14 protein-coding genes are annotated in these 12,685 nt (G+C 41.7%); 5 read left to right on the top strand and 9 right to left on the bottom strand.

Annotated features, from left to right (window positions below; all coding sequences use genetic code 11):
- Positions 1–5 precede the first annotated feature (5 nt).
- The gene (locus CIK86_RS14375; protein WP_076922631.1) at positions 6–236 is read right to left on the bottom strand and encodes a hypothetical protein; all 231 of its coding nucleotides are present in this window, start codon (positions 234–236) and stop codon (positions 6–8) included.
- Positions 236–1,132, bottom strand: a complete 897-nt coding sequence (locus CIK86_RS14370) for a LysR family transcriptional regulator (protein WP_011329513.1) — start codon at positions 1,130–1,132, stop codon at positions 236–238. Before CIK86_RS14370 ends, CIK86_RS14375 begins: the two co-directional genes overlap by 1 nt.
- Before the next feature lie 354 nt (positions 1,133–1,486).
- Between CIK86_RS14370 and CIK86_RS14365 the strand changes: the two genes are divergently transcribed.
- On the top strand, positions 1,487–2,053 hold the full coding sequence (locus tag CIK86_RS14365; protein WP_011329514.1) for an NAD(P)H-dependent oxidoreductase: 567 nt from the start codon (positions 1,487–1,489) through the stop codon (positions 2,051–2,053).
- A gap of 12 nt (positions 2,054–2,065) precedes the next feature.
- Here the strand turns inward: CIK86_RS14365 and CIK86_RS14360 are convergent, their stop codons facing one another.
- Positions 2,066–2,506, bottom strand: coding sequence for a TerB family tellurite resistance protein (locus CIK86_RS14360; RefSeq protein WP_011329515.1), 441 nt, complete (start codon positions 2,504–2,506; stop codon positions 2,066–2,068).
- Positions 2,507–2,606: 100 nt separating this feature from the next.
- Here CIK86_RS14360 and CIK86_RS14355 point away from each other — a divergent pair, with 100 nt between their 5' ends.
- Positions 2,607–2,963, top strand: coding sequence for a hypothetical protein (locus CIK86_RS14355; protein WP_086997155.1), 357 nt, complete (start codon positions 2,607–2,609; stop codon positions 2,961–2,963).
- A gap of 2 nt (positions 2,964–2,965) precedes the next feature.
- On the opposite strand, the gene CIK86_RS14350 is transcribed toward CIK86_RS14355, so the two are convergent.
- On the bottom strand, positions 2,966–3,559 hold the full coding sequence (locus CIK86_RS14350) for a hypothetical protein (protein WP_011329517.1): 594 nt from the start codon (positions 3,557–3,559) through the stop codon (positions 2,966–2,968).
- Positions 3,560–3,767: 208 nt separating this feature from the next.
- Here CIK86_RS14350 and CIK86_RS14345 point away from each other — a divergent pair, with 208 nt between their 5' ends.
- The gene (locus tag CIK86_RS14345; protein ID WP_011329518.1) at positions 3,768–4,061 is read left to right on the top strand and encodes a hypothetical protein; all 294 of its coding nucleotides are present in this window, start codon (positions 3,768–3,770) and stop codon (positions 4,059–4,061) included.
- 92 nt (positions 4,062–4,153) lie between these two features.
- Here the strand turns inward: CIK86_RS14345 and leuD are convergent, their stop codons facing one another.
- From leuD to fabR, 5 genes are all read right to left on the bottom strand, one after another.
- Entirely contained in the window at positions 4,154–4,753 is a 600-nt protein-coding gene (gene leuD, locus CIK86_RS14340) for a 3-isopropylmalate dehydratase small subunit (RefSeq protein ID WP_086997158.1), read from the bottom strand.
- Complete coding sequence (gene leuC / locus CIK86_RS14335; protein WP_011329520.1) at positions 4,753–6,153, bottom strand: 3-isopropylmalate dehydratase large subunit; 1,401 nt, start codon at positions 6,151–6,153, stop codon at positions 4,753–4,755. The genes leuD and leuC overlap by 1 nt, the downstream gene beginning before the upstream one ends.
- 67 nt (positions 6,154–6,220) lie before the next feature.
- The gene (gene leuB, locus CIK86_RS14330) at positions 6,221–7,297 is read right to left on the bottom strand and encodes a 3-isopropylmalate dehydrogenase (RefSeq protein ID WP_011329521.1); all 1,077 of its coding nucleotides are present in this window, start codon (positions 7,295–7,297) and stop codon (positions 6,221–6,223) included.
- Positions 7,294–8,847: a 2-isopropylmalate synthase gene (gene leuA, locus CIK86_RS14325; RefSeq protein WP_011329522.1), complete on the bottom strand. Its 1,554-nt coding sequence runs from the start codon at positions 8,845–8,847 to the stop codon at positions 7,294–7,296. The genes leuB and leuA overlap by 4 nt, the downstream gene beginning before the upstream one ends.
- 395 nt (positions 8,848–9,242) lie before the next feature.
- Entirely contained in the window at positions 9,243–9,863 is a 621-nt protein-coding gene (fabR, locus tag CIK86_RS14320; protein ID WP_011329523.1) for an HTH-type transcriptional repressor FabR, read from the bottom strand.
- A 126-nt stretch (positions 9,864–9,989) separates the two neighbouring features.
- Here fabR and CIK86_RS14315 point away from each other — a divergent pair, with 126 nt between their 5' ends.
- Together CIK86_RS14315 and sthA are read left to right on the top strand one after the other, a co-directional pair.
- Positions 9,990–11,123 (top strand): fatty acid desaturase, encoded by a 1,134-nt coding sequence (locus CIK86_RS14315; protein WP_011329524.1) that lies wholly within the window; start codon positions 9,990–9,992, stop codon positions 11,121–11,123.
- A gap of 13 nt (positions 11,124–11,136) precedes the next feature.
- Positions 11,137–12,567, top strand: a complete 1,431-nt coding sequence (gene sthA / locus CIK86_RS14310; RefSeq protein WP_176359690.1) for a Si-specific NAD(P)(+) transhydrogenase — start codon at positions 11,137–11,139, stop codon at positions 12,565–12,567.
- Positions 12,568–12,685 lie beyond the last annotated feature (118 nt).

The raw sequence follows: 12,685 nt of genomic DNA, 5'->3' as shown, positions 1-12,685 counted from the left end.
AATAGCTATAAAACCGTCAGTTCATCTAAGTTAGGGGCTTTACAGCAAGTAGCCCCCAGCAGAGCAGCAAGCGATTGATAGTGCGGCGAAAAATACAGTAACACTTCACAATGCAGTCCACTTTTTGCGTAATATTTAACGTAAAGTGGTGCGTTGGTAGCCATTGCTAGCTGTTTTATTTTAGCCAGCTCTGCATCTGCAAACATAGCATCTCCTAAGTTTTTATAATGCCACATTAGCTTGCTTTATTGGTTTGAAAATAGGTTTTTAACAATTGGCTAAACGCCTGTACCTTTGCGGTACGATGCACCAAATGATGCGTTACTAGCCATATATCAGTACACCAGATTAATTCATTAGATAAAATGGGTACTAAATTAGCGTATTGAGCCGCAACATTGTGCTGTAACCCACCAATTCCTAAGCCTTTAATTACAGCACGCGTAGCTTCTGAGGTTTCTGACACACGCAGTTTTATTTGCGGCGCTGCAATATGCTGATCTACCCATTCAAAATACGGCACCCGCGCATTAAAGCCCGCCACGCCAGAAATAAAGTTATGTTGCTGTAAATCACTCAGCGATTTAGGCATACCATATTTATTAATATATCGCTGATTAGCATATAAACCCGAGTTAAGCTGAGCCAAATGCTGTGCAATATAGTCGCCTTCATCGGGCCTTGGCCCTGCCCGTACGGCAATGTGCGCCTGACCGTGATCGAGCCGTAAACGCTTTTGCTCTAAAATCATCTCAAGCTGCACTTGTGGATGTAGCGCCTGAAATTGCTCGCACACATCGCCAAGCACATCCATAAAGCCACTAACCGTGGTTAACAGTAAACTGCCACGCAGTGTGCTATCAGCCGCAGCAATATCATTATGTAACTGCTCAAGAGAGCTGTCGATCACTTGTGCGGTACTAAACAGCTTAGCGCCTGTTTCTGTTGCTTTATAGCCACGAGCATGGCGATGAAACAAACGTGTGTTTAAGTTTTTTTCAAGATTATTAATTCGCCTAAGCACTGTACTATGGTGCACATTAAGCGCCTCTGCCGCCGCAGTTAAGGTACCTAAACGTGCAACCTCAAAAGCCACTTTAACATCTTGCCAATCTTCAAACTTAACCGCCATACTGTGCTACCTTAAACTTATGTGCATATACGCACATAAGTGTTGCGTTTATTCGGGTTTTCTTCAAGTCATTTTTTGGTAAAGTAGCCCCATATTATCTACATTAACCTGAACTCTGGTTAAGAGATTTACTAACATATTGAATCATCGTTATATTTAATTTTATTTTCTCTAGCCAGAGGTTTTCAGTGAAAACAAGGCGAATTTACGCGTCAATAGCTGGCCTATTGCAAGTAAATTCAACGCAGTTAGCGCTGAAGACAGCTGCTTGAGATAAGTTTATTATCCGGAGATCAGGTTACATTAGCCCGAACTTTGGTTAAGTGATTTACTAACACATTAGCAGGATAAACCATGACAGCACCAAAAATTATTGCTTTAGCAGGTAGTTTACGTAAAGACAGCTTTAATCAACAACTGATCAATGAAGCAGCACGCTTTGCATTAGAAAGTGGTGCAGAAGTAGAAATAATTAAACTTGCCGATTTAAATATCCCACTTTTTAATCAAGATATTGAAGCGCAAGGTACTCCTGCCGATGTGCAGCTGTTAAAAGAGAAGTTACGTGCTGCAGATGGTATTTTATTAGCCAGCCCTGAATACAATGGCTCTATTACTGCAGCGCTTAAAAATGCAATCGACTGGGCTTCTCGCACAGAGCAAGGTGCAGTACCTGCTTTTCGCAATAAAGTAGTGGCGTTATTTGCAGCATCGCCCGGTGGATTAGGTGGTCTACGTGGCTTAAACCACGTGCGTGATATTTTAAGTGGTGTTGGCTCATTAGTACTTGCCGATCAGCTAGCAGTACCGGCTGTGCATACTGTACTCGATGAAAATGGCCAAATTAATAACCCAAATACAGCAGAAAAAGTGTCTGCATTAGCACAACAATTAGTAACTGTTGCCAGCAAGCTTAGCTAACCTGCTAAAGCTCTATTTTGTCGCCGCAATTTTAGCGGCGATAAAATCTACATGAGTTACATATAACAAGCCTGCCACTTTACGTATTACGTACTCTTCTTGCGGATCAATCTCACCATCGGCATAGGCTAAGCGCCATAATAACTCTATTATTTCAATGCGCTGCGCAGCACTACAATGTTGGTTAATTTGTTTTGAAAACTGAAAATAATCTGTCGCGCTATCCACGCTACTGTTTGCATTATTTAGCAGCTCGTTTACGTCTGCATCGTTTAATGCAAAATAGCGTTTTAAGGTAGTCGTTAAAGTATGTTGTTCATCATCATCTAACTTAGCATCGGCGCGCATTACCTCAATTAATAATGCAGCAACCGCTGTTTTTAAATCATGCTCTTGCATACTTGGCTGTTGCTCATCGAATACAGAAAAAAGTTGTTTTATTTGTTTGAACATCACACTTTCCCTTATTGGGTGTTAAACTTAATATAAATAAATAGCGCTTAATACTGATAGTATTAATGGGTATAAAGTTCGCAAATTAAAGGAATTATTTATGCAAGGATTAAACATTAGCTTAGTTATTGGCAGTGCTTTGCTAGCTTGTTCAAGCGTAGGCACAGCTTTTGCCGAACAAGCAAAAGCAGAAAAACTCTACGACTTTGATAATAAAGTACATTATTACCAAACAAAACTCGACGATGATAACTATAAAATAGAGATCCAGTCAGACGATTACAAACACTTTGCAAATCAGAGTGTATTTTTACTACGCCATGCTAATCGCTTGTGCCTTAATAAAACATTTATGCTTAAAGTGCTGGATGGCGTGCAAGAGTACGAAAGTATGCCTACTAACCCTAGAGCTTACCAACCAGCATTAAGTGTTTTACTACAGTGCGAAGATGAATAATTTTAGTCTGTATATCCCCAAGGGGCTGCTGGCGGAGTGATGGGTTTAGTTAAATCAAAATCCACTTTAAATTCGCGGCCTTGACGAATTAAACGATAAGTAAATACCTCAGGATAAATATACATTTGCCAAGTATTACCTACCGACTGTGCTATCCCTTGTGCAACAAATAATTCTTTTGAATATTGATCGGCAGGAAACGACTGCATTTGTGCAAAGCCAGCATCATTTGTATGCCCGCCATACATAGTTGAGATGTCGTTAGAACCATTTTTATGGCGATGGTCGTGCTTTAAGCTTAAGCCACTGCCCGTTTTAGTAATAATCCAAGTGCGCGATGCATCATCACCCACATGAAATGGCACTTGCAGCTCACTGTCGGTACATTTACGTACATGCATTACTAATTTTTTGCCCGCAAATGAGCTTGGTCCCGCGGCGTTATCAACACTTACCTTGCCTTCATAAGCTTTACCGCAATGTGCAGCAATATTACTAAAAAACGCATCGTGGCTAGCAATAGACACCAAAGGCGCAGGGCTTGCTACAACAGTTGATGAAGCCAATAATAAAGTGGCTGCAGTTAATAATTTCATCACATATTCCTTATAATAGTTTTTAGTACCATAGCCCTTTAACTCACTTAAAGGAAGTAATCACGATGAACCACCAAAGTGCAGGAGTAACCAACAAATGATACTTGCAACTCGCTGATAATTTTAAAATATAAATTGTTGCAAAAAAATATAATAATTAAATACTGCCAACTGTAAAATTAATAACTAGCATGGAGCGCAGAACCAAATGACAAATTATATAGGCTTAATAATAGTCATATTATTATTGATTTTACAAAATCGTTATTACCTTTCCCTATGTAAATACCTAGCTCAGCAACACCCAAATGAATGGCAAAAGCTTACCCAAAACTCTTTAGATGGAACAGCACATGCCAACCTTGCTGAATCATTTAAAAATGGCTTTTTTGCGACCATAGATGACTCGAAAGTAACCCGTTTTCAAACCTTTAAAAGGATAAACTTATTAATAATAGCAGCCATTTCCGCCGCTAGTTTAGCTACTGCATTTTTATTTTGAACAAATTGATAAAACAATTAATGTGTTGCCGCTAAAATAAAAAAGCGCAGCTTATGCTGCGCTAAATACGTCTTTTAATTTATTTTAACAACTTACTGCCAAGAACGCTCTGCAGCAAGTTGCTGCTCAAACGCGTCTATTTGTGGGTTTAGCGTTTCGGTTACGCCAATAAAGTCTAGGCCGCTTAATAGACGCTCTTTTACGTCTTTGCGAATATCAAAACTAATGGGGGCAAATTTAGTGCTAGTCAGTGTTTGATTTTCAAGATCGATATCGATATGAATATCGTCATGTTGCTCACTTAACACAAATAATTGCTCTAGCGTATCGCCAGGCAGTGCAATGGCTAACATCTGATTATTGCCACAGTTATTGAAGAAAATATCGGCAAAGCTTTCAGCCAAAATCACTTCAAAACCATATTGCTTTAGTGCCCATGGCGCGTGTTCGCGTGATGACCCACAACCAAAATTGTCGCGCGTTAGTAATATTTGCGCGCCTTGGTAGCAAGGGCGATTTAAAATAAAATCAGGGTTTGGCTCGTCATTTTCTAAATAGCGCCAATCATAAAATAACGCGGCATCAAAGCCTTCGCGGCTGGTTGAGGTTAAAAACTGCTTTGGAATAATTTGATCCGTGTCCACGTTGTTTTTATCCAATGGGGCCATTAAGCCACTAAAATAAATGCTCATTAGGCTTCTCCTCTAATATCAACAAAGTGACCATGTATAGCTGCCGCAGCGGCCATTGCAGGGCTAACCAAATGGGTGCGCCCGCCACGGCCTTGACGTCCTTCAAAGTTACGATTTGAGGTGGATGCACAGCGTTTACCTGCACCTAAGCGGTCGTCGTTCATTGCTAAACACATTGAACAACCCGGTTCACGCCACTCAAAGCCAGCTGCTTTAAAAATATCTGCTAAGCCTTCGTCTTCGGCTTGTTTTTTAACTAAACCAGAACCCGGTACAATTAACGCTTCAATACCGGCAACTACTTTTTTGCCTTCGACTATTTTTGCTGCTGCACGTAAATCTTCAATACGACTATTGGTGCACGAGCCAATAAACACGGTATCTACTTTTGCACTTGATAACTTTTCGCCCGCTTTTAGGCCCATGTACTTTAATGCACTGCGGATCGCATCAGCTTTAATTAGGTCAGGTTCTTTATCAGGATCAGGAATACACTCGTCTACGCCAATCACTTGCTCTGGGCTAGTGCCCCAAGTAATTTGTGGCTGAATGCTGCTGGCCTCCAGCTCAACAACATGATCAAACTGCGCACCGTCATCTGTTTTTAATGTTTCCCAATACTTAACAGCTGCGTCAAAATCAGCGCCTTTAGGAGCAAATGGGCGACCTTTTAGGTAATCATAAGTGATTTGGTCAGAAGCAATTAAACCTGCTTTGGCACCCATTTCTATACTCATATTACACAACGTCATACGTGCTTCCATCGACAACGCTTCAATTCCTTCACCGCAAAATTCTGCAACGTAGCCCGTGCCACCCGCTGTACCTAACTTACCAATAACCGCCATAATTAAGTCTTTTGCAGTAACGGTGGGACGCAAACGGCCATTTATTTGAATTTTTAACGACTTAGCCTTTTTTTGTTGCAATGTTTGCGTTGCTAATACGTGTTCAACCTCTGAGGTGCCAATACCGTGAGCAAGCGCACCAAATGCACCATGAGTCGACGTATGGCTGTCACCACATACTATGGTAGTGCCAGGTAAAGTTATACCCTGCTCTGGCCCCATAACATGCACTATGCCTTGGTTAATTGAGTTTAAATCGTAAAGCACAATGCCAAACTCTTTACAGTTTGCATCTAGCGCCATTAATTGATTTTTCGACACTTCGCTAGCAGCATCCAATGAGCGACTTTTGGTCGATACATTATGATCCATAGTAGCAAAGGTTTTTTCTGGGCAGCGTACAGTGCGGTTTTTTTCACGCAAACCAGCAAAGGCTTGTGGTGATGTAACTTCGTGTACTAAATGACGGTCAATATAAAGTAAATCGGTTTGCTCGTTGATGCTGGCAATTGTATGTGCTTGCCAAATTTTGTCGTATAACGTTTGGGCCACTTGCTAATCCCCTAATCTGTTTTGAGCCGCAGCCTAACGGAGCTGCGGCATTAAAATGTGTTTTTAGTTAAATGCGCGCAACAATCGCTGCAGCAACATCATTGGTGGTATAGCCAGCGTTTGGAAATATATCTGGCGTACCTACGCCCGCTGCAACGGCTTCAGCTACTGCTTTTTCAATGGTGCGTGCAGCTTCGTCTTGGCCCAATGAGTAACGCAGCATTAGTGCGGCACTTAAAATTTGTGCAATCGGATTTGCCACGCCTTTACCTGCAATATCGGGGGCTGAGCCACCGGCTGGCTCGTATAAACCAAAGCCCGACTGGTTCAAACTAGCCGATGGTAATAACCCCATAGAGCCGGTGATCATCGCGCACTCATCAGACAAAATATCGCCAAATAAGTTATCGCACAGTAATACATCAAACTGGCTTGGTTGTTTTACAAGCTGCATTGCTGCGTTATCTACGTAAATATAATCAAGTTTTACTTCTGGGTAGTCTTTACTTACTTCGGTAACAACTTCGCGCCATAGTACGCTTGATGCTAAAACGTTGGCTTTATCAACCGAAGTAACATGGCTACTACGCAGTTTTGCGGCTTCAAAGGCAAAACGTGCAATACGTTCTATTTCTTTACGTGAGTATCTTTGCGTATCGAATGCTGATTCATTTTCGCCTTCGCCGCTGCGCCCTTTTTCACCAAAATAAATGCCACCGGTTAGCTCACGTACACACAAAATGTCAAAGCCTTGCTCGCTAATATCAGCGCGTAATGGCGATGCGGTGCTTAATGCTGGCAATAATTGCGCTGGGCGTAAATTACAAAACAAGCCAAAGTGTTTACGCAGCGGTAACAGTGATCCACGCTCAGGTTGCTCATCGGGCGGTAAATGTTCCCACTTTGGACCACCAACAGCACCAAATAAAATAGCATCGGCATTTTCACAGGCTGTAACTGTACTTTGTGGTAAGGCTTTTCCATGCTTATCGATGGCTGCCCCACCAATTGCATGGTGTTCGCGGTTTAGAGTAAAACCAAACTTATTGCTCACTGCATCCAGTACTTGCTCTGCTGCTGCCATTATTTCTGGGCCAATACCATCACCCGCTAATACGGCTACACTGTAGTTTGTTTTACTCATCCTGCTTTCCTTTGTTGTTTTAAATCAGACACTTTTTGTGCGCGATAAATTAAATTATAAACACGAACCATAGCGCGTACCGACGCTTCTACCACATCTGCTGCTATGCCCGCACCGTGATAAGGGCGGCCGTTAAATTTAGCAATAATGTTTACCTGCCCAAGTGAACTTGCACCTTGGCCTGTGGCTTCTAAGTTATACTCAATCATTTCTACGCTCATTCCGGTTAAGCGCTCAATAGCAGCAAAAGAGGCTTCAACTGGACCATTCCCCGTTGCTGCTTCTTGTTTAGCTTCGCCATCTATCAACATGCCAATAGTAGAGCTGGCTACCGATTGTGAGTTAGATACCGAGTTAACAAATTCTAATTGGTACTTTTCGTCTTTGTCGTTAATTTGATTAAAGTAAATCATCGCTTCAAGGTCGTAATCGTATACAGTACCTTTTTGATCAGCCAAGGCTATAAAACTTTCGTATAGACTATCCATATCGTAATCAGACTTTTGATAGCCTAATTCTTCTAAGCGATGTTCAATAACATGGCGTCCAGAGCGTGAAGTCATATTTAATTGGTTGCTCGGTACTCCTACACTTTCTGGCGACATGATTTCGTAGGTGTTTTGCGCTTTTAATACGCCGTCTTGATGTATACCTGAGCTGTGTGCAAAGGCGTTCTCGCCCACAATGGCTTTATTAGGCTGTACTGGCATATTACAAATTTTAGCCACTTGGCGAGATGCGCGATAAATTTCTTCACTTTTAATATCGGTATACACGTTTAAGTGGTCTTTGCGCATTTTCATGATCATTGCCACTTCTTCAAGTGAGCAGTTACCCGCACGTTCACCAATGCCGTTAATAGTACACTCAATTTGGCGAGCACCCGCTTGCACAGCAGCAATAGAGTTGGCAACAGCTAAGCCTAAATCGTTATGGCAATGCACACTTAAGCGTGCTTTATCAATATTTGGCACATTGTTCATTAAATGGCGGATCATGCCTGCGTATTCGTCCGGCGTTACAAAGCCAACTGTATCGGGTAAATTAATAGTAGAAGCACCGGCTTTAATTGCCTGCTCTACAATGCGGCATAAATCCCAATGCGGTGTACGTCCGGCGTCCTCACACGAAAACTCCACATCATCGGTATAGTTACGTGCTAATTTAATTGATTTAACTGCCATAGCAGTGGCATCGTCTAAGCTCATGCGTAACTTGTGCTCAAGGTGCAAAGGACTGGTAGCAATAAAAGTATGAATTCGACTTTGCTGCGCGTTACGAAGTGCTTCGCCACATGCTTCAATGTCTTTAGCAACTGAGCGCGCTAGGCCACAAATAATTGGCCCTTTAACCTCGGTAGCAATACGCTGCACGGAGCGAAAATCTGCTGGGCTCGATACCGGAAAACCCACTTCCATTACATCTACATTTAAGCGACTAATGGTGTGCGCTAGCTGAATTTTATCATCTTCGGTAAGGCTTGCTTTAAGCGCCTGCTCACCATCACGTAATGTGGTATCAAAAATCCATACTTTATCTTGGTCTTGCATAACAGCCTCTCATTCCAATGCTATTTATTGTTAACTTATCCTACCGCGAGATAAAAAAAACCCCGCAAGTGCGGGGTTTTTTTATGTTTAGCTCAATGCAAACACACTAATCCCCGCTCACTTGCCATAGCAGTAAGAGGTTCAGTTTTAGTGTAATTAAACGAATAATATGCATCTTGCTTTCTTATTTGTGTCGAGTGAGGCTTATTTTTAACATTACCATGCACAAGGTGCAAGCATAAAAATTCTAATTTTTGTATTTAACATCGCTTTAAACAGAAATAATTATGCACTAAAGTAAGGTTTGGTGAGGTTTTTTAACAATAAAGCACCACAAAGTGCTTAAATTACTAAGCACTGTAAAGCACAGTGCTTAGATTAACTTTTTACTCTGTTTAAATCTCTTTATTTGTTTCTCGCACATAATGCGTTGCACCACGAGTAATGTAGCGCAATTGCCAAATAACACGCTCTACTAACTCATCTCGTTGTAAGCCCTCTAAATCAAGCGCTTCTGCTCCAGCATTAAATACCAGTGTTACCATGGCTTCAGATTGAATATACGCATGGGTGGCATCGCATTTTGTTTCGCTTTCTAGGTAGTGCGCCAACTCTAAAATAAAGTGCTTAACTTCGCGTGCTACCGCCGCTCTAAACGCTTTTGAAGTACCAGATCGTTCGCGCAGTAATAACCTAAATTGATTACTCGAGTTGTCAATAAACTCCATAAAGGTCACCACCGAGGTATTTATTACGCTGCCACCGCTGGCAATGCGTCGGCGCGCTTGGCGCATAAGTTGACGCAGGGTTAAACCCGCTTCATCAACCATGGTTAAACCCAGTTCGTTCATATCTTTAAAATGTCGATAGAAAGAAGTTGGTGCAATACCGGCTTCACGCGCAACTTCGCGTAAACTTAAGTTTGAAAAGCTATGATCGGCACTCAACTGATTGAATGCCGCCTCAATTAACGCTTGTCGTGTTTTTTGTTTCTGTTGCGCTCTAACACCCGACATCAACAGCTCCCTGAATGAATTTATAGCAAATTTTGATTAAAATAGTTTAATTACTCAGTCTAATACTTGACGCCAAGAGTTTGAAATATTATTTTAGCTTACAGTTGTACGCTGAGATAGAGAATTATGAACAAACCACCACTTATTTGGACCAACGTCCTATTTTTTAGCCTTACTTTTTTGGCCGCGATAACGCTTGTGCCTTGGTATGGTATTAACTACGGATTTTCTAGTGCCCACTGGATTGCCTTTGTCGGCTGTATGTTTTATGCAGGCTTATCAATTACTGCCGGTTACCACAGATTGTGGGCACATAAAACCTATAACGCCCATCCGGCGGTTGAGTTTGTGTTTGCCTTAGGCGGTGCATTTGCACTGCAAAACAGTGCACTACATTGGAGCAGCGACCACCGTGTGCATCACGGCCAAGTTGACGACCCAATAAAAGACCCTTATGCCGCAACCAATGGTTTTTGGTATAGCCATATTGGCTGGATGTTACGTGACTATCAAGCTGATAGCTACGGCGATTACAGTAACTGTCGCGATTTACAACGCAATAAAATTGTAATGTGGCAACACAAACATTATTTAAAGTTAGCTCTTTTAATGAATGTAGGCCTACCTCTTACGCTAGGATTACTAGTTGGCGATGTATGGGGCATGTTATTACTTGCCGGTTTACTGCGCTTAGTACTTAGTCAGCACTTTACCTTTTTTATTAATTCGGTAGCCCATATTTGGGGCTCTCGTCCGTACACCGAAAAAAATACCGCCCGCGACAACGGCTTTTTAGCCTTATTTACATATGGCGAGGGGTATCATAACTTTCATCATATTTTTGCCAGTGATTACCGTAACGGCATTAGGTGGTTTCATTATGACCCCACTAAATGGGTTATTCGCTCGTTAGCTGCCCTTGGTTTAGCCAGTAAACTAAAGCGCACACCGGTTGAACGCATTGAAAAAGCTAAGGCCGAAACTTTAATGAGCAAAACACAAGTTCGTCTTGCAAAATTGCCTTTAGCACAAGATAAGCTTACATTATTACAACAAGAATATGATTTACTGCTGAAAAAACTGCAAAATTATTGTTCACTACAAAAACAAGTGTTAGAAGTTAAAAAAAATAACATGGCAAAGCAGTGTGAACGTTCAGCATTAATGGCACAATACCATGAGCTGGAAGCCGCCTGGGAAAACCAAAAGCAGGCATGGCTAGCACTTAATGCGAGGTTATTAAAAGCCTCTTTTAGTTAATATAGGAGTGGCTGTGGCCAAACAACCAGAAAAGAAAAAAACACCCGTGACATACCAATATGATGCAGTAATTATTGGCACGGGTCCTGGCGGTGAAGGTACCGCTATGAACCTTTCAAAAAATAACAAAAAAGTGGCTGTTATTGAACGGCACGAAGCCGTAGGTGGGGGCTGTGTACATTGGGGAACCATTCCCTCTAAAGCCCTACGTCACTCGGTTAGCCGTTATATAGAATATAAAACAAACCCTTTATTTAATACCGGTGATCGACTTGCTCGACTCACTTTTCCTGACATTTTACGCCATGCCAGCTCAGTTATTTCTAAGCAGTCTAATTTACGTAGCAGTTTTTACGACCGTAACCGTATTCAAATGTTTCAAGGCGACGCGCGTTTTATTGATAAACATACAGTTGAAGTAACTCGCCAAGATGGTTCAACTGAGCGTTTAACGGCCAAGACTATTGTTATTGCTACAGGTTCGCGCCCATACCGTCCGCCAGAAGTAGACTTTACCCATTCTCGTATTTACGACAGCGATACTATTTTAGGGTTAACCCACGATCCACATCGCGTACTTATTTATGGTGCGGGTGTAATTGGTTGTGAGTATGCCTCTATTTTTAAAGGCTTAGGTGCCAAAGTTGATTTAGTTAACACTCGCGACCGCCTACTTGCCTTTATGGACACAGAAATATCTGACGCGCTGAGTTATCACTTTTGGAATAGCGGTATTGTAATTCGTCATAACGAAGAGTTTGATCATATTGAAACCCGTGATGACTGTGTAATTATGCATTTAAAATCGGGTAAACGCGTAAAAGCTGACTGTATTTTGTTTGCTAATGGCCGCACCGGTAATACCGACAAGCTTAACCTTGAAGCAATTGGCTTAAAACCTGATAGCCGTGGTCAGTTAAAAGTAAACGAAACCTATCAAACCGAAATTGACAACGTATACGCTGTAGGCGATGTGATTGGTTACCCAAGCCTAGCGAGTGCCGCATTTGACCAAGGCCGTATTGCAGCAGATGCAATTTCCTGTGGCAACTGTGATGAAAAGCTGATTATTGATATTCCAGCGGGTATTTATACTATTCCTGAAATGAGCTCAGTAGGTAAAACCGAGCAGCAACTTACTGCTGCTAAAGTTCCGTATGAAGTAGGTCGTGCGCAATTTAAACACCTTGCGCGTGCGCAAATTGCGGGTACTGAAGTGGGTACTTTAAAAATATTATTTCATACAGAAACCAAAGAAGTACTGGGTGTACATAGCTTTGGTGAGCGCGCCTCAGAAATTGTCCACATTGGCCAAGCCATAATGGAGCAAAAAAATGGCGGCAATAATATTGAATACTTTGTAAATACCACTTTTAACTACCCAACTATGGCTGAAGCCTACCGAGTTGCAGCGTTAAATGGATTAAATCGCTTATTTAAGTAAAGCTTTTAAGCTAGGAATAACCTATGTAATGTGGTTATTTGATAAATAGGCAATAACGACGCATAAGTGCCAAACACGCCTTATTAAAAAGCCCGCTTACTAAAAATAGTAAGCGGGC

Origin of the sequence: Pseudoalteromonas sp. JB197 (assembly GCF_002332205.1) — a bacterium.
In the GTDB taxonomy this organism is placed as follows: domain Bacteria; phylum Pseudomonadota; class Gammaproteobacteria; order Enterobacterales; family Alteromonadaceae; genus Pseudoalteromonas; species Pseudoalteromonas nigrifaciens.
This window is presented reverse-complemented; position numbering and strand designations above follow the sequence as displayed.